The 16,012-nt window shown below is 62.5% G+C and carries 16 protein-coding genes and 2 pseudogenes; 4 read left to right on the top strand and 14 right to left on the bottom strand.

Features of this window, described 5'->3' with window-relative positions; genetic code table 11:
* Positions 1-200: 200 nt before the first annotated feature.
* Positions 201-662 carry a phosphotransferase system, HPr-related protein gene (locus OGV19_RS10500; RefSeq protein ID WP_264313319.1) on the top strand — a complete coding sequence of 154 codons (462 nt, stop codon included), beginning with the start codon at positions 201-203 and terminating at the stop codon, positions 660-662.
* A gap of 135 nt (positions 663-797) precedes the next feature.
* Here OGV19_RS10500 and OGV19_RS10505 read toward each other — a convergent pair whose 3' ends face one another.
* The 4 genes from OGV19_RS10505 to OGV19_RS27785 are packed head-to-tail and all read right to left on the bottom strand — an operon-like array spanning position 798 to position 3,911.
* On the bottom strand, positions 798-1,745 hold the full coding sequence (locus OGV19_RS10505; protein WP_264313320.1) for a lysylphosphatidylglycerol synthase domain-containing protein: 948 nt from the start codon (positions 1,743-1,745) through the stop codon (positions 798-800).
* Positions 1,745-2,947 carry a cardiolipin synthase ClsB gene (gene clsB / locus OGV19_RS10510; RefSeq protein ID WP_264313321.1) on the bottom strand — a complete coding sequence of 401 codons (1,203 nt, stop codon included), beginning with the start codon at positions 2,945-2,947 and terminating at the stop codon, positions 1,745-1,747. Before clsB ends, OGV19_RS10505 begins: the two co-directional genes overlap by 1 nt.
* The gene (locus tag OGV19_RS10515; protein WP_264313322.1) at positions 2,944-3,729 is read right to left on the bottom strand and encodes an endonuclease/exonuclease/phosphatase family protein; all 786 of its coding nucleotides are present in this window, start codon (positions 3,727-3,729) and stop codon (positions 2,944-2,946) included. Before OGV19_RS10515 ends, clsB begins: the two co-directional genes overlap by 4 nt.
* Positions 3,726-3,911 carry a PIN domain-containing protein gene (locus OGV19_RS27785; protein ID WP_413470154.1) on the bottom strand — a complete coding sequence of 62 codons (186 nt, stop codon included), beginning with the start codon at positions 3,909-3,911 and terminating at the stop codon, positions 3,726-3,728. The genes OGV19_RS10515 and OGV19_RS27785 overlap by 4 nt, the downstream gene beginning before the upstream one ends.
* A gap of 145 nt (positions 3,912-4,056) precedes the next feature.
* Here OGV19_RS27785 and OGV19_RS10525 point away from each other — a divergent pair.
* From OGV19_RS10525 to OGV19_RS10535, 3 genes and pseudogenes are all read left to right on the top strand, one after another.
* A pseudogene (locus OGV19_RS10525) lies at positions 4,057-4,227 on the top strand (low affinity iron permease family protein); the annotation flags it as partial.
* A 46-nt stretch (positions 4,228-4,273) separates the two neighbouring features.
* On the top strand, positions 4,274-4,825 hold the full coding sequence (locus OGV19_RS10530) for an ATP-dependent Clp protease proteolytic subunit (protein WP_264313323.1): 552 nt from the start codon (positions 4,274-4,276) through the stop codon (positions 4,823-4,825).
* A 137-nt stretch (positions 4,826-4,962) separates the two neighbouring features.
* On the top strand, positions 4,963-5,232 hold the full coding sequence (locus OGV19_RS10535) for a DUF6555 family protein (protein WP_077068408.1): 270 nt from the start codon (positions 4,963-4,965) through the stop codon (positions 5,230-5,232).
* Positions 5,233-5,286: 54 nt separating this feature from the next.
* On the opposite strand, the gene paaZ is transcribed toward OGV19_RS10535, so the two are convergent.
* The 10 genes and pseudogenes from paaZ to paaK all read right to left on the bottom strand — a co-directional run bounded on the left by paaZ (position 5,287) and on the right by paaK (position 15,916).
* Positions 5,287-7,341: a phenylacetic acid degradation bifunctional protein PaaZ gene (gene paaZ / locus OGV19_RS10540; RefSeq protein ID WP_264313324.1), complete on the bottom strand. Its 2,055-nt coding sequence runs from the start codon at positions 7,339-7,341 to the stop codon at positions 5,287-5,289.
* Positions 7,342-7,365: 24 nt separating this feature from the next.
* Complete coding sequence (locus OGV19_RS10545) at positions 7,366-8,598, bottom strand: OprD family porin (RefSeq protein ID WP_264313325.1); 1,233 nt, start codon at positions 8,596-8,598, stop codon at positions 7,366-7,368.
* Positions 8,599-8,630: 32 nt separating this feature from the next.
* Positions 8,631-10,199, bottom strand: a pseudogene (locus tag OGV19_RS10550) (cation acetate symporter); the annotation flags it as partial.
* The gene (locus OGV19_RS10555; RefSeq protein ID WP_264313326.1) at positions 10,190-10,498 is read right to left on the bottom strand and encodes a DUF485 domain-containing protein; all 309 of its coding nucleotides are present in this window, start codon (positions 10,496-10,498) and stop codon (positions 10,190-10,192) included. The pseudogene OGV19_RS10550 and the gene OGV19_RS10555, both read right to left, overlap by 10 nt.
* Before the next feature lie 166 nt (positions 10,499-10,664).
* Positions 10,665-11,741: a 1,2-phenylacetyl-CoA epoxidase subunit PaaE gene (paaE, locus tag OGV19_RS10560; protein WP_264313327.1), complete on the bottom strand. Its 1,077-nt coding sequence runs from the start codon at positions 11,739-11,741 to the stop codon at positions 10,665-10,667.
* A 15-nt stretch (positions 11,742-11,756) separates the two neighbouring features.
* Positions 11,757-12,290 carry a 1,2-phenylacetyl-CoA epoxidase subunit PaaD gene (gene paaD / locus OGV19_RS10565; RefSeq protein ID WP_264313328.1) on the bottom strand — a complete coding sequence of 178 codons (534 nt, stop codon included), beginning with the start codon at positions 12,288-12,290 and terminating at the stop codon, positions 11,757-11,759.
* On the bottom strand, positions 12,277-13,035 hold the full coding sequence (gene paaC, locus OGV19_RS10570) for a 1,2-phenylacetyl-CoA epoxidase subunit PaaC (protein ID WP_264313329.1): 759 nt from the start codon (positions 13,033-13,035) through the stop codon (positions 12,277-12,279). Before paaC ends, paaD begins: the two co-directional genes overlap by 14 nt.
* 8 nt (positions 13,036-13,043) lie before the next feature.
* Entirely contained in the window at positions 13,044-13,325 is a 282-nt protein-coding gene (paaB, locus tag OGV19_RS10575; RefSeq protein WP_004374528.1) for a 1,2-phenylacetyl-CoA epoxidase subunit PaaB, read from the bottom strand.
* 25 nt (positions 13,326-13,350) lie between these two features.
* Positions 13,351-14,340 (bottom strand): 1,2-phenylacetyl-CoA epoxidase subunit PaaA, encoded by a 990-nt coding sequence (gene paaA / locus OGV19_RS10580; RefSeq protein ID WP_264313330.1) that lies wholly within the window; start codon positions 14,338-14,340, stop codon positions 13,351-13,353.
* A gap of 256 nt (positions 14,341-14,596) precedes the next feature.
* Positions 14,597-15,916 carry a phenylacetate--CoA ligase PaaK gene (gene paaK, locus OGV19_RS10585; protein ID WP_264313331.1) on the bottom strand — a complete coding sequence of 440 codons (1,320 nt, stop codon included), beginning with the start codon at positions 15,914-15,916 and terminating at the stop codon, positions 14,597-14,599.
* Positions 15,917-16,012 lie beyond the last annotated feature (96 nt).

Below are 16,012 nucleotides of genomic sequence, written 5' to 3' on the forward strand. Positions count from 1 at the left end.
GTCCTGAATCGCGGGGGCTCTTCAGGTGGGAGAGGGCGGTGACAAGGGAGTTCAAAATTTCCGTAATACTCGACTGAAACGTCCTCTGCGCTGATGCGGGTGAATATTCTGATGGCTTGAGGCCGTTTCTGGCATGAAAACTCTGAATTTCCCCCGGTGGGTGCAGTCGACCGTGTGTAGCCCACTGATGGAGAACGCACATGTCTCGCCCCGATCAACCCAAGCCTTACACACCTACCGAAATCGACGACACCGAAGACCGCATGGGCAGTGTCCATGAGCTGGACTTCAGTGACCGGAATGACGAACGCGAAGGGTGGGTGGGCAATGAGCGACCTGCCCGTGAAGATGCGCAGGCGTTTACGCCACAGCGCGTCGCCGAAAGCGGCATGACGGGCGGCGAAGCACTGAGCGACAGCCTCCACGAAGACAATGTCACCTATGACGACATGAGCCCGGATACCTTGCTGGATGAGACGGGTGCCCGGGACCCGTATGAAGACGGCGACGGCGAAGGGCCGGCTGACCAGTTGTTGCGGCAGGTCAATGCGAACGAAATTGGCGGGGGTTTCGGCCTGGATGAAGCGGAGCTGGCCCGGTCTGCACCACTCGACGGCCAGCCGTGGAGTGATGATGTGGTAGACGAGGAGGACAAGTCCTGAGCGCTCGTTATGCATCGCTGCCAGTCGGTTAGGGCCAAGGGGGCAAGCCAGCTCCTACACAGAATCCTGTAGGAGCTGGCTTGCCTTGGGCTGCACAGCAGCCCCAATTTCCCGGCCCGAGGCCATTTTAGAGCGCTAGGCTGGATTATCACGCTGGCGCATGGCCTTGGCGCGCTTTTCCAGAATCAGGTACGTCACGACGGCCAGCAGCAACGGAAGCAGGTAATAAAGCGTTCGATAGCCAAGCAACGCCGCTACCAGAGTGCCCTGGGGGATCTGGCCATGCAGCAACGCCAGGAAAACGGTTTCAAGCACGCCAAGCCCGGCCGGGATATGCGCAACCACACCTGCAACGCAACTGATCAGCAGAATCCCGAGAATCGACGGGTAGAAGGCTTCCCCAGGCAGCAGCCAGAAGATCAGCAAGGCCATCAACGCCCAGTTGCTGGCGCCAAGGGCGACCTGGCACAGCGCCAGCCGCCAGCCAGGCAGGGTGACTTCATGCTCACGCCATTGCCAGGTGCGTTTTTTCGCGAAGCCGCAGGCCAGCAAGTAACCAAGGGCGATGGCTAGCAAGGCAAAGCCGATCAGTTGCAAGCCCGTGGCACCGACTGCCCAGTTGCTTGGCAGTTCGACCAGGCGCAGGGCAAATACCGTACCGGCCAGCAGCATATAGCCCATCCAGTTGGTCAGCAGGCCAAGGGTCAGGATGCGGGTGATCGTCGCCGTGTCCAGGCCCAGCCGGCCATACAGCCGATAGCGCAAGGCGACGCCGCCCACCCAGGTGGTGAAATTGAGGTTGAAGGCATAGCACACGAATGCCACGGGCAGCACCTGCCTGGCGGGCAGCGTGTGGCCGGTGTAGGCACGCGCCAGTAAGTCGTAACTGGCAAACGTCAGATAGCTGCACAAGGCAATGGCCAATCCGATGGCCAAAGTACCGGGTTTGTAGGCCAGCAGCGACTGACGTACCTCGTTCCAATCCAGATTGCGCGCCAGCATGTACAGCAGGGCAGGGATCAGTATCAGCAACAATACGGTAAACAGCCGCTTGCCCCAGGTTTGCCATTGTTTTCGTGCCATCACGTCTGGCCCTCGTGAAAATCGCCGTGGGCCTGGTCTTCTGGCTGCAGTGAGCGCAAGCGCTGGCGATGCGCTGGAAACCAGCCGGCGATGCGCGGAAAGTGACGTATGGCGTGGAAGCACAGAAAGATCAGCGGTGCCCGCCACCAGTAGCCGCGGATCATGCGCTCCAGCGTCACCGCTTTACACTGTTCGCGGGCCAGTGACTGCAAGTGCTGGTGCAATTGCCGGTTAAACCCGTGATCGCGGATAAACAAATTGGCCTCAAGGTTGAGCGACAAACTCAACGGGTCCAGGTTACTTGAGCCCACGGTCGCCCACTGATCGTCGACCAACGCGACCTTGCCGTGCAAAGGCCGGCTGCAATACTCGTGGATATGCACGCCGTCACGCAGCAGGTAGTTGTACAGCAACCGCGACAGGGCGCGTACCCAGCGCATGTCGGGCTGGCCCTGCAGAATCAAGGTCACGTCCACACCGCGCCGCGCCGCATTACGCAATTCGCGCAGCAAGCGGTAGCCGGGAAAGAAATAGGCGTTGGCCACTACGATACGTTGCCGGGCGGCACGAAAGGCTTGCAGGTACTGCGCTTCGATCGCAGTACGGCGTTGGCCATTGTCGCGTTCGACCAATACGGCCGTGGTTGCCCCGGTAGGTTCGGTGACCGGCCGCACCTCGCTAGGGGGCTGCAGCACGGGGGACATCAGGCGCCGGCTGGTGGCGTGCACTTGCGCGACCACCGGGCCTGTTACCTCCACGGCATAGTCCTGCTTGGCCATGGGGCCGAAGTCGCCCAGGTGATCGGCACTGTAGTTGATACCGCCGATGAAGGCTCGCTGCCCATCGATCACCACGATCTTGCGGTGCAGGCGGCGGAACAGGTTGGTCCGCATGCCAACCAGCTTCGGCTGGGGGTCGAAGGCATGGAAGCTGACACCGGCTTCGGTCATCGCCAAGATGAACGCATCCGGCAGGTCGGCAGTGCCATAACCATCGACGGCCACTTCGACGCGCACCCCCCGCTGTGCGGCTTCTATCAATACTTGCTGCAACTGCTGGCCGACCTTGTCATCGAAAATGATGAACGTCTCAAGCAAAATTTCTTCCCGCGCCTGGGCCATCGCCTCGAATACGCGCGGGTAATACGCTTCGCCATTGATCAACAGCTGCACACTGTTGCCGTCTAGCCAGGGTCGGTTCACAGGCTTATCTCCGCGGCAAGGGGTGCATGATCGGAGAGGTGCGACCATGGGTATTTCGACAACACCTGCGCCTTGGCCGGCATGGCATTGCGCAGGTAGATTCGGTCAAGCCGCAGTAGCGGCAAACGCGCCGGGAAGCTGCGTGCCGGCGTGCCGAAATGCTCGCCAAAGGCTTCGACCAAGTGTTCGGACAACAGCGCATCGGCTTTCAGACGCCAGTCATTGAAGTCGCCGGCAATGATCACCGGTGCCTCGCGCGGCAGGCTGTCGAGTAAGTCCAGCAGCAAGCGCACCTGGCGCTGGCGGTGCGCTTCGCGCAGGCCCAGATGCACGCACACCGCATGCACCTGGGCGTGCCCGGGCACCTCCAGGCGGCAATGGAGCAAGCCGCGCTGTTCATTGCCGTCGATGGAGACATCCAGGTTGTCGAACTGGCTGATAGGGAATTTCGACAACAAGGCATTGCCGTGATCGCCATGGGGGTACACGGCATTGCGCCCATAAGCGAATTGCGGCCACATGCTGTCGGCGAGAAACTCGTACTGCGGGGTTTCTGGCCAGGCCGCGTGACGCACTGCGTGCTGCTGGTGGCTGCCGTGTACCTCCTGCAAAAACACCAGGTCGGCGCCGGTGGCGCGTACAGCCTCTCGTAGCTCAGGCAGGATGAAGCGCCGGTTAAATGCCGTGAAGCCCTTGTGCACGTTGATGGTCAGCACATTCAGGCTATGCACCGTGGTGACGTTGTCGATGATGCGGCGGGGGGCTGGCAGGGTTCTGTTCAACGCTCGACCTCCGGCTCGACGCCAGGTTCGGTGAGCTGGTCGTAGTCCAGCTTCAACTTCTCCAGAAGGCGGCGGGCGTCGTAGGGCGCGTGGACCTTGTCCGGGCGCAGCCCCTTGGGGTAGAAATCCTTGCGCCAAGGCCTGTAGCGCCACCCTGAAATACCGATGCGGATCTCGCTCACGCTGCCTTCCTCATTGCCAGCTCTTTGGGAGGTCACTCTGAAAATGCGACTGGCACGGCGCGCTGAGGTTCAGCACGGTTGACCAACGGGAGCATGAGCGCAGTTGAACTTTGCCGCCCATGGCGTTTCCACCGCATACCGGTGATTGCACATCAAGATCGACGAACTGCTGCGCACTACCCAGCGGGCGCACAAGGCATTGCTGGACCTGGAAGACATGGACCCGGCCCAGTTGCACGCGCTGCGCAAGCAGTACCGGCAGATGGCCGGGCAAGGCGACGATGGCCAAGAGGCGAAAGACGATGTAGCCCAATGAAGGTTTGCCTGTTCACTGGAATGCCCCGCCACCCCTGGAGGCTAGTATGGCCAGACATATCATCCATTTTACCGGACCCATCAACTCATCCACCTGCGGCAACCTGATCAATACCTGCTCGCGCGCCATGCAACAAGGTGCAGAGCTGCTGCAATTGAACATCGCGACCATGGGCGGTGAATGCAGCTACGGGTTTACCCTGTACAACTTCCTGCGGGCGTTGCCGATTCCGTTGCACACCCACAACCTGGGGACAGTGGAATCCATGGGCAATATCCTGTTTCTCGCAGGCGAGCACCGAACGGCCTGCGCCTTCAGCAAGTTCTTGTTTCACCCCTTCCATTGGACGCTGCATGGGTCGGTCGACCATGCCAGGATGGCCGAATATGCAATGAGCCTGGACTACGACCTGCGGCTCTACGCGCAGATTGTGGCAGAACGTACCGAGGGCAGTGCCGAGGTGCTGGACGTGCCGCGTTACCTGATGGCTTATCCGCGGATACTGGGGCCCAAAGAGGCGCTGGAGAGCGGGCTGATCCATGCCATCGACGAACTGCCCATCGAGTCGCAATCCACCCAGTGGAGCGTGCATGCGTGAGGTCGGTGGTTCCCCTGGAAAAGAGGATCAAAGGGCGTTTTTCGCCGCTTGTGCCTAAGGTTGCCAAGTTTTTTGAATTTTCTGGGCCTGCCCAGATCAATCAAAAGGTCATCCATGGAGAAGAGGAGGCCCCTGCGATGCCTGGTCCACAGCTGTACATCATCGATTACCAACTGCATGGTCAGCCACGCAGTTTCATCATTCGTCTGGAACGGTTGGACAATGCCGAGGCCTGGCATTGGGCAAGTTGTGATGCGGGCATCGGCATCATTCCCAAGTTCGGGCGGGAGAAGATCAAGAAAGTGAGCAGGCCGATGGCTGAGCGATATGGGATTACGGCTGTGAGCTGGCGTATTTCGGGGAGCAAACCCAACCAGCCAGTGGGTGACCCTGCAGTGGTCGGCTGACAACCGATTTGGCAATGGGCTGCGATGCAGCCCATTGCTGACCAACGGCGCCTGTCAGACAGGCTTCTTCAACACCAAAGTCAGAATGTCGTAGCTGGCCACCAGCTCACCCAACTGGTTGGTGACCTCCACGTCCCACGCCACCACCCCTTGCGGCTGCCCCAGCGGGCTGGTCTTGCCCTGGTCGATCTTGCGCTTGCAGGTCAGGCGTGCCTGGATGGTGTCGCCGATGCCCACCGGGTTGATGAAGCGCAGGGTATCCAGGCCGTAGTTGGCCAATACTGGGCCTGCGCCAGGGGAAACGAACAGGCCCGCCGCCGCCGACAGTACAAAATAGCCATGGGCAATGCGCTTGCCAAACTGCGACTCCTTGGCGGCGATCTCGTCGAAGTGCATGTAGAAGTGGTCACCCGACAAGCAGCCGAAGTTGACCAGGTCCGCCTCGGTCACGGTGCGCCGGTGGGTCAACAGCGACTCGCCGATTCGCAAGTCCTGGAAGTAGCGGCGGAACGGGTGCACCTCGCTCTCGATCACGTCGGCGCCGCGCACGTACTCGCCCGTTACCGCCGTGAGCATGCTCGGTGAGCCTTGTACGGCGGCACGCTGCAGGTAGTGCTTGACTGCGCGCAGGCCGCCGAGCTCTTCACCGCCGCCAGCGCGGCCAGGGCCGCCGTGCTTGAGCTGGGGCAGCGGCGAGCCGTGCCCGGTAGATTCGAGCGCGGCCTCGCGGTCCAGTACCAGCAGGCGACCGTGCCAGGCGGCGGCAGCGGGGATGGCCTTGGCGGCAACCGCACGGTCGGCGGTAACCAGGGTCGCCACCAGGCTGCCCTTGCCACGGGCGGCCAGGGCCAGGGCTTCGTCAAGGTCGTGGTAAGCCATCAACGTGCTGACCGGGCCGAACGCTTCGATATCGTGAGCACCGCCTTCGGCATGCGGGTCGCGCGCTTGGAGCAAGGTTGGCGCAAAGAATGCCCCCTCGGCAACACCCTCGCCACGCGGCGCGAAACCGTCGCTGGCGCCGAACAGCTGATCGCAACTTTGCAGCAGGCTGCGAACCCGCTCGCCCACGTCACGCTGCTGGTCATGAGAGGCCAGGGCGCCCATGCGCACGCCTTCCAGCGACGGGTCGCCAACCACTACTTTGCTCAGGCGCTCGCGCAAGCGGGTGGCGACGGCGTCGATGTGCTTGGCGGGCACGATGGCGCGGCGGATGGCAGTGCATTTCTGCCCGGCTTTGGTGGTCATTTCGCGCACCACCTCTTTGATGTACAGGTCAAACTCTTCGCTGTCCGGGGTCACGTCCGGGCCGAGGATCGCGCAGTTCAGCGAATCGGCTTCGGCGGTGAACGGTACCGAGTTGCGGATCAGGTTCGGCGTAACCCGCAATTTGGCGGCAGTATCGGCGGAACCGGTGAAGGTCACCACATCCTGGCCTTGCAGGCGGTCGAGCAGGTCACCGGTGCTGCCAATTACCAGCTGCAGGCTGCCGGCCGGCAACAGGCCAGACTCCTGCATCAGGCGTACCACGGCTTCGGTCAGGTAGCTGGTCGAGGTTGCGGGTTTGACGATGCACGGCATGCCAGCGAGGAAGGTCGGCGCGAACTTCTCCAGCATGCCCCAGATCGGGAAGTTGAACGCGTTGATGTGCACGGCGACACCGGCGCGCGGCACCAGAATATGGCTGCCGGCGAAGTGGCCTTGCTTGCCCAGCGCAATGGCCGGGCCTTCATGCACCAGGTTGCCCGACGGCAGTTCGCGGCTACCGATGCCAGCATAGGCGAACAGCGTGGCATTCCCGCCTTCGATATCGATCCAGCTGTCGGCGCGTGTGGCGCCACTGTGGTGGGACAAGGCGTAAAGCTGCTCTTTGCGCTCGGCCAGGTACAGCGCCAGGGCCTTGAGGCGGGCTGCGCGTTGCTGGAAGTCCATGGCCATGAGTTCGGCCAGGCCACGGGCGCGGGCAAAGTCCACGGCTTCGGCGAAGTCTGGGCGTTCTTCATGGCTGTAGGCCAGAACGTGACCGTTCAGGGCGCTGCGCAGGGCCTGGGCGCCGTGCTGGCCGATCCAGCGGCCAGCGATGAAGCTCTGCAGGGTTGGGGCGTCAGACATGCTGTTCTCCTCGTGTGGGCGCTGTTACCACAGCGCCAGGGTGTAGCCGATGATCAGGCGGTTCTCGTCCACGGCATTGGTCAGGCCATTGCCGGAACGGAAAGTGACGTTGCGCCAGCGCAGGCTGACGTCCTTGAACGGGCCGCTCTGGATGACGTAGGTAAGGTCGGTGTCGCGCTCGCGCTCACGGCCGTTGCTGACGGTCGCAGTCTCGGCATGACGGCCGTCGGTGTAGCGGGTCATGAAACTCAGGCCCGGGATGCCCATGGCGACGAAGTCGTAGTCATAGCGCACCTGCCAGGAGTCGAGCCCGGCGCGGGTAAAGGTGTTGTAGGTGACCAGGTTGACGGTGAACGGGTCGCCGCCGTTGACGAAGGGGAAGGCGCTGTCGCCGGACATCTGTTGCCAGGTGGCGGTGAACTTGTGCGCCCTGACGCCGAGGGTGAACATGGCGTTGAAGTTGCGGTTGTCGATGTTGCCGGCGCGTTCTGCGCCGTCGTTGCGGCTGTCGAAGTAGCGCAGGTCGCTGCGCAGGCTCAGGCCTTCGCCCAGCGGGCGGGTATCGACCAGGCCGACGAACTGCTGGCGGTAGATGTCTTCGAGCTTGGCGTAGTAGTAGCTGACGCTGGTCTGCGGGGTAATGGCATAGCTGCCGCCGCCGAAATCCAGGTGGTCGCTGCTGGCGGCGCCGTAGCCTATGTCGTCTCGGCCGGAAGAGTCGCGCAGGTTGGCCTTGCTCAGGCGCCCGGCGTTGACGGTGAGGCCGTTGAGCTCCTGGCTGGTCAGCAGGCCGCCCTGGAACGTGGAAGACAACAGGCGGGTGTCGTTGTACACCACCACCGGCAGGATCGGTTGCAAGGTGCCTAGGCGCAGCGTGCTCTTGGACACCCGCACCTTTGCGGTCAGGCCCAGTTCACTGTAGTCATCGACAGGCTCGTGGCTGTTCGGGCCAAACGGCAGCAAGCCGGTGTTGCGGCGGTCGCGGCTGGAGTCGAGCTTGATGCCCAACTGGCCCATGGCATCCACACCAAAGCCTACCGGGCCTTCGGTAAAGCCCCACTCCAAACGGGCGGTAAAGCCTTGGCCCCATTCCTCGGCCTTGGCCTGGGGCGCATTGCTCTGGCGGAAGTCGCGGTTGATGTAGTGGTTGCGCAGTTCCAGGCGTGCATGGCTGTCGTTGATCAAGTCCGCCATGGCCGGCAAGGGCAGGGCGAGCGTGGCGAGCCAAGCGGCAGAAGAGAAGCGAGTGCGGTTCATTGTTGTTGTACCCGACATGGTTGTTCTCGAAGTCAGTGCTTGCTGGCGCCGGCGGCGCCAATACCGGTCATGGAGCGGATGAACTGCGCCAAGTAGCGGCCACGTTCCTCGTGGGCTCTGGCGGAGCTGTCGGTGACCGAGAACACCCAGGCACCGAGGAACGCCAGGCTCATCGAGAACAGCGCCGGGTTGCTGTACGGGAACAGTGCCTGTTCGTTGTGCAACACGTTGACCCACACCGCAGGGCCGAGTACCACCAGCACGACGGCCGAGAACAGCCCGGCCATGCTGCCGCACACCGCACCGCGGGTGGTCAGGCCTTTCCAGAACATCGAGAGCAGTAGCACCGGGAAGTTGACCGAGGCGGCCACGGCCAGCACCAGGCCGGAAAGGAAGGCAATGTTCTGCGACTCGAACACCAACCCAAGCACGACCGCCAGCAGGCCGATCACCAAGGTGGCGATACGTGACACGCGCATTTCTTCCTGTTCGGTGGCCTGGCCTTTGCGTACCACGCAGGCATAGAGGTCGTGGGATACCGCCGACGCGCCGGACAGGGCCAAGCCCGCCACTACCGCAAGAATGGTGGCGAAGGCCACGGCGGAGATGAAGCCCAGGAACAGGTTGCCACCGACCGCCTGGGCCAGGTGCACCGCGACCATGTTGCCGCCGCCGATGATCGCACCCGCCGCATCACGGTAGGACGGTTCGGTGCCGACCATGACGATGGCGCCGAAGCCGATGACGATCAGCAGCAAGTAGAAGTAGCCGATAAAGCCGGTGGCGTAGAACACGCTCTTGCGCGCTTCCTTGGCATCGCTGACGGTAAAGAACCGCATCAGGATATGCGGCAGGCCCGCAGTGCCGAACATCATGCCCAGGCCCAGCGAAATGGCATCCACCGGGTTCGACAGCAAGCCTCCCGGTGCCATGATCGCCTGGCCCTTGGCGTGCACGGCCACGGCGCTGGCAAACATCGCCTCGGTGCTGAAGCCAAAGTGCTTGAGCACCATGAAGGCCATGAAGCTGGTGCCGGAGAGCAGCATCACCGCCTTGATGATCTGCACCCAGGTGGTTGCCAGCATGCCGCCGAAGGTCACGTAGGCGACCATCAACACCCCAACCAGCATCACCGCGTACAGGTAGCTGATACCGAACAGCAGTTCGATCAGCTTGCCGGCCCCGACCATCTGTGCCACCAGGTACATCAGTGCCACGACCAGGGTGCCGAATGCCGAGGTCAGGCGTACTGGGGTTTGGGCCAGGCGGTAGGACACCACGTCGGCGAAGGTGTACTTGCCGAGGTTGCGCAGGCGCTCCGCGATCAGGAACAGGATGATCGGCCAGCCGGCCAGTACACCCAAGGCATAGAGCAGGCCGTCGTAGCCGTTCATGAACATCATGGCGGAGATGCCCAGGAAGGAGGCTGCGCTGATCATGTCACCGGCGATCGCCAGGCCATTCTGCATGCCGGTCAGGCCGCCGCCAGCGGTGTAGAAATCACTCGCCGAGCGGGTACGCAGGGCGGCCCAGCGGGTCACCAGCAAGGTGAAGCAGACGAACACCATGAACATCGAGATGGCAGTCCAGTTCATTGCGCGCACTCCTGCTTGACCTTGTCGTTCAGCGGGTCAAGCACGTTGTTGGCGCGGTGCACGTAGATGCCGGTGAGGGCGAACGACAACAGCACCATGATCACGCCCACCAGCATGCCGACGGTGGTCACGCCGCCGTTGAGCGACTGGCCTAGGGTGCTGGGCGAGAACGCCACCAGCAGGACGAAGCCGTAGTAGATCACCAGCATGGCCAGGGTCAGGGTGCCATTGAGGCGACGTTTGCGCCGGACCAGGTGCTGGAAATCGGGGTGGTTGGCGATGCTCTCTATGCGTTCGGGGGTCATGGCAAGCGATCTCTTGGTGTTGTAGTTGTTTTGAGGTCACACAGGTATTGCGGCGGTGCTCAGGGCCTCTTCGCGGGGCAAGCCCGCTCCCACAGGTACCGGATCGGCAGCGGAGGGATCGGTGCCTGTGGGAGCGGGCTTGCCCCGCGAAGAAGGCACCTGTGTTTCAGAGCTGGTCGAAGTCGAGCACCACTTTGTCGCTCACCGGGTAGGTCTGGCACGACAGCACATAGCCGGCGGCCACTTCGTAGTCTTCCAGCGCATGGTTGCTGTCCATCTCCACTTCGCCCTCGATCACCCGGCACTTGCAGGTCGAGCACACGCCGGCCTTGCACGAATAGGGCAGCTCGGCACCGATGGCGTTACCGGCGTCCAGCACGTTCTGGCTGTTGCGCGGCAGGTCGAAGCTCAGCGCCCGGCCATCGCTGATCACGGTGATATGGCTGAGCGCCGAATCCACCTGACGCGCGGCTTCACGGGCCTCGCGGCGCGCTTCGCTGCCTGCGGCGGCGAACAGTTCGAAGTGGATACGGTCCTTGGCCATACCGTTGGCCTGCAGGCTGTCACGCACGGTTTCAGTCATGGCCTGGGGGCCGCAAATGAACGCAGCGTCCAGCGTGTCGACATCCAGCCAGCGGGAGAACAGCTGGCCGCATTTGTCGGCATCGATCCGGCCGTTGTAGAGGTCGACATCCTGCTGTTCGCGGCTGAACACGAAAATCAGGTTCAGGCGATCCAGGTAACGGTTTTTCAGGTCTTCGAGCTTGTCGCGAAACAGCGCGCCGGAGCTTGAGCGGTTGCCGTAAAGCAGGGTGAAACGGCTGTGCGGCTCACTTGCCAGGGTGGTGGCAATGATCGACAGGATCGGCGTGATGCCGCTGCCTGCGGCAACGCCCAGGTAATGGCCTTGGCGGGCAGGGTCAAGCGGCACGAAGAAACTGCCGGACGGTGGCATCACTTCCAGTTGCTGGCCGGCCTTGAGCACTTCATTGGCAAAGGCGGAAAAACGCCCGCCTGGCACGCGCTTGACCGCCACACGCAGCTCGCCGTCCTGAACGGCACTGCAGATGGAGTAGGAACGACGCACTTCTTCGTCATCCAGCTGGGTACGCATGACCAGGTACTGGCCCTGGGTGAAGCGGAATTGCGTCTGCAGGTGCTCGGGTACGTCAAAGACGATGGACACCGCGTCGCGGGTCTCGTTGCGCACTTGCTTGATGGTCAGGCTGTGAAACTGGCTCATGGTGTTCTCCACGGCTCAAATGCATTTGAAATAATCGAACGGCTCCAGGCACTCGCGACAGCGGTACAGCGCCTTGCAGGCCGTGGAGCCGAACTGGCTGAGCAACTCGGTGTGTGCACTGCCGCACTGCGGGCAGCACACCTGGGGCGCCTCGCCGAGCAGGCTGCGCTTGCTGGTGCTGCCCTCGGGTGGCGCGATACCGTAAGCCCGCAAACGCTGGCGACCCAGGTCGCTGATCCAGTCGGTGCTCCAGGCCGGGGTCAAGCGCCGCTCCACAGCAGGGGCAGCAAAACCGGCCTGTTGCAGCGCGTCACGGATGTCGGCCTCGATCACCTCGGTCGCAGGGCAACCGGAGTAGGTCGGCGTGACCACCAGGTGCAGGTGGCCGGCGCGCCAGTCCAGGTCGCGGACGATGCCGAGGTCGACCACGCTGACCACCGGCACTTCCGGGTCCATGACCTGCTCCAGCACCGCCCACGCCCGGGCCAGGTCGTCGCCACGGGCCGCGCGGGCGCCGAGGTCGCTGGCGATCAGCTCACCAGGTTGCATCGGGGTAGGCCCGTGGCAGGAACTGCATTTCGGCCAGCAACAGCCCCAGGTGCTCGGTGTGCAGGCCTTTGCGACTGTCCAGGTAGAAATGGCTGGCCGCTTTGGGCAGCGGCAGTTCGACCGAATCGAAAATTGCTGACACCTGCTTGAGCCAGGCTGCGCCGACGCTGTGCGGGTCGGCAGCGATACCGGCCTCGGCCAGACGAACTTCGTTGTCACTGCCCGCTGTCAATTCGACAGTGAAGCGCCACAGCGCCGGGATCGCGTCGAGCATGCGGCGACGGCTTTCGTCGGTACCGCCGCCCAGGCGCTGCACCCACTCGCCGGAGCGACGCAGGTGATAAGTGACCTCTTTGAGCGCCTTGGCGGCAATGCCGGCGATACGCTCATCGCTGGACGCGGCCAGGCCCTGCAGCACCGCGAAATGCCAGGCGTCGTAAAAAAATTGCTTGGTCATGGTCACGGCGAAGTCGCCATTGGGTTGCTCGACCAGCAGCAGGTTGCGGTAGGCACGTTCGTCACGGCGAAATGCCAGGGCATCGGCATCACGGCCGTCGTCGAGCAGCTCGGCGGCGTACTCCAGCCAGTTGCGGGCTTGGCCGACCAGGTCGAGACCGACATTCATCAAGGCCAGTTCTTCTTCGATGGCCGGCGCATGGCCGCACCATTCACAGAGCCGCTGGCCCTGCACCAGGGCACTGTCGCCCAGGAGCAGCAAGTAGGGGATAAGCGCTTCGTTATGCATGGCCAACCTCACATGTGTCCGACTTCGTCGGGCAGTTCGTAGAAGCTGGCGTGGCGGTAGACCTTGTCGTCCGAGGGGGCGAACAGCGGGTCTTTCTCGTCAGGGGAGGAGGCGGTGATCAGCGCCGAAGGCACCACCCACAGGCTCACGCCTTCGCTGCGGCGGGTGTACAGCTCACGGGCATTCTCGATGGCCATGGCGGCATCGGCGGCATGTACGCTGCCGACATGCTTGTGGTTCAGGCCGTGCTTGCTGCGCACGAACACTTCGTAGAGGGTCCAGACAGACATTTTCGATCTCCGCATCAATCGCCGCTCAGGCGGCGTTCTTGTTCTGTTGCTTGCGCGCATAGGCCACGGCGGCCTCGCGTACCCAGGCACCGTCCTCGATGGCCTTGCGCCGGGTGGCGACACGTTCCAGGTTGCACGGGCCGTTGCCCTTGATGACTTCGTAGAACTCGTCCCACTGGATTTCGCCGAAATCGTAGTGGCCGCGGGCTTCGTTCCACTTCAGGTGCGGGTCGGGCGCGGTGCAGCCGAGCAGTTCGAGCTGTGGCACGGTCTGGTCGATGAAGCGCTGGCGCAGTTCATCGTTGGTCTGGCGCTTGATCTTCCAGGCCATCGACTGGGCGCTGTTGGGGGAGTGCTCGTCACTGGGGCCAAACATCATCAACGACGGCCACCACAGGCGGTTGATGGCGTCCTGGACCATGTCCTTCTGCGCCTGGGTACCCTGGCGCATCATGGTCAGCAGCAGCTCGTAGCCCTGGCGCTGGTGGAAGCTCTCTTCCTTGCAGATGCGGATCATGGCGCGGGAGTAGGGGCCGTAGGAGGTGCGCTGCAGCACCACCTGGTTGACGATCGCGGCGCCATCGACCAGCCAGCCCACTGCGCCCATGTCGGCCCAGCTCAGGGTCGGGTAGTTGAAGATGCTTGAGTACTTGGCCTTGCCGCTGTGCAGCTTGGCGATTTCTTCGTCGCGGTCGGCGCCGAGGGTTTCCATGGCGCTGTACAGGTACAGGCCGTGGCCGGCTTCGTCCTGAATCTTGGCCATCAGCTGCAGTTTGCGCTTCAGGCTCGGGGCGCGGGTGACCCAGTTGCCCTCGGGCAGCATGCCGACGATTTCCGAGTGGGCGTGCTGGGAGATCTGCCGGATCAGGGTCTGGCGGTAGGCCTCGGGCATCCAGTTCTTGGCTTCGATCTTGATCTCGGCGTCGATCTTTTCCTGGAAGTTGCGTTCTTCGGGCGACATCTCGTCCAGCGACTTGACGCGTTTGACTCCGGTTTCCACTAGCTGTGCGTACATGTTCCGACTCCTGCTAAGGCATGAGTCATTTGTAAGCGATACAAAACATAACGTCAAACTGTTTTATGTGTATCGAATGAGTTTTGTGTATCACATGCTGGCCTTTTCGCGGGACAAGCCCGCTCCCACAGGATTCATGTGATCTCAGGCTTGCCGAGAGATCTGTGGGAGCGGGCTTGTCCCGCGAAGAGGCCTTCAGATTCAACGCAAAAAAAAGCCCCGGGCTGAGCCGGGGCTGCAAAAGGCAGCTGAAAAATCAGCTGGCCAACCGTTTGTCGTACACATGGCAAGCCTTGCCTTCAGAACGCTTGAGCGTACCGCAAGGCTGCAGCCGCACCTGGGTGCTGATGCCGATGTAGGTCTTGATCTGCTTGGTCAACTCACCGATGAGCAGCTTGCGCTGGCCCTCATCCATCGCCTGGCATTCGCCACGCAACTCCACATGCACCTCAACGCTGTCCAGGTTGCCATTACGATACAGATGAATCTCATACAGCTCTGAAAGCTGTTTTATTTTTAGCACCTGCTCTTCGATCTGAGTCGGGAACACATTGACCCCACGAATGATCAGCATGTCGTCACTGCGCCCGGTGATCTTGCCGATCCGCCGCATCGGCCGCGCGGTGCCCGGCAGCAGACGGGTCAGGTCGCGGGTTCGGTAGCGCACCATTGGCAGGGCTTCCTTGCTCAGCGAGGTGAACACCAGCTCGCCCAGTTGCCCGTCCGGCAGCACCTCGCCGGTGACTGGGTCGATGATCTCAGGGTAGAAGTGGTCTTCCCAGATGGTCGGGCCGTCCTTGGTTTCGATGCATTCCATCGCCACGCCCGGCCCCATGATTTCCGACAGGCCATAGATGTCGAGGGCCTGAATGCCCAGGCGCTGCTCGATGGAGCGCCGTAGCTCGTCGGTCCAGGGCTCGGCGCCGAAGATGCCCAGGCGCAGCTTGAGGTCGTGCGGGTCGATGCCCTGACGCTCGATCTCGTCGGCCAGGTTGAGCATGTAGGAGGGCGTGACCATGATGATGTCGGGCTGGAAGTCACGGATCAGTTGCACCTGCTTCTCGGTTTGGCCACCGGACATGGGTATGACCGTGCAACCCAGCCGCTCGGCGCCATAATGCGCGCCGAGGCCGCCGGTAAACAGGCCATAACCGTACGAAACATGCACCTTGTCGCCTTTGCGCCCACCGCCCGCGCGGATCGAACGGGCGACCACGTTGGCCCAGGTGTCGATATCGTTCTGGGTATAGCCGACCACGGTTGGCTTGCCCGTAGTGCCGCTGGAGGCATGCAGGCGCACGACTTCTTCCTGGGGCACGGCAAACATGCCGTACGGGTAGTTGTCACGCAGGTCGTTCTTGCCGGTGAAGGGGAACTTGGCCAGGTCTTCGAGCGACTTGAGGTCATCGGGATGGGCGCCGCATTCGTCGAAACGCTTGCGGTACAGCGGCACGTTGTCGTAGGCGTGCTTCAGGCTCCAGCGCAGGCGCTCCAGCTGGTGCTGGCGCAAGGCATCGACACTGGCGGTTTCCATAGGGTCAAGCAGGGCACGATCGGCATCATGGTACATGTTCATGGCTTCACTCGAATTGTTCTTGTACGCCGGCCGGCGCTGGTTCGCAGCCGGACCGTGAGTGTCATGGGCGCAGCATAACCGGCTGCGTTGTGTTCG

This window comes from Pseudomonas putida (assembly GCF_025905425.1).
Taxonomy (GTDB): domain Bacteria; phylum Pseudomonadota; class Gammaproteobacteria; order Pseudomonadales; family Pseudomonadaceae; genus Aquipseudomonas; species Aquipseudomonas putida_AF.

Coding starts and splice junctions, on each gene's coding strand:
- OGV19_RS10500 (WP_264313319.1), top strand. CDS start 201: ATGTCTCGCCCCGATCAACCCAAGCCTTACACACCTACCGAAATCGAC.
- OGV19_RS10505 (WP_264313320.1), bottom strand. CDS start 1,745: ATGGCACGAAAACAATGGCAAACCTGGGGCAAGCGGCTGTTTACCGTA.
- OGV19_RS10530 (WP_264313323.1), top strand. CDS start 4,274: ATGGCCAGACATATCATCCATTTTACCGGACCCATCAACTCATCCACC.
- OGV19_RS10535 (WP_077068408.1), top strand. CDS start 4,963: ATGCCTGGTCCACAGCTGTACATCATCGATTACCAACTGCATGGTCAG.
- paaZ (WP_264313324.1), bottom strand. CDS start 7,341: ATGTCTGACGCCCCAACCCTGCAGAGCTTCATCGCTGGCCGCTGGATC.
- OGV19_RS10545 (WP_264313325.1), bottom strand. CDS start 8,598: ATGAACCGCACTCGCTTCTCTTCTGCCGCTTGGCTCGCCACGCTCGCC.
- OGV19_RS10555 (WP_264313326.1), bottom strand. CDS start 10,498: ATGACCCCCGAACGCATAGAGAGCATCGCCAACCACCCCGATTTCCAG.
- paaE (WP_264313327.1), bottom strand. CDS start 11,741: ATGAGCCAGTTTCACAGCCTGACCATCAAGCAAGTGCGCAACGAGACC.
- paaD (WP_264313328.1), bottom strand. CDS start 12,290: ATGCAACCTGGTGAGCTGATCGCCAGCGACCTCGGCGCCCGCGCGGCC.
- paaC (WP_264313329.1), bottom strand. CDS start 13,035: ATGCATAACGAAGCGCTTATCCCCTACTTGCTGCTCCTGGGCGACAGT.
- paaB (WP_004374528.1), bottom strand. CDS start 13,325: ATGTCTGTCTGGACCCTCTACGAAGTGTTCGTGCGCAGCAAGCACGGC.
- paaA (WP_264313330.1), bottom strand. CDS start 14,340: ATGTACGCACAGCTAGTGGAAACCGGAGTCAAACGCGTCAAGTCGCTG.
- paaK (WP_264313331.1), bottom strand. CDS start 15,916: ATGAACATGTACCATGATGCCGATCGTGCCCTGCTTGACCCTATGGAA.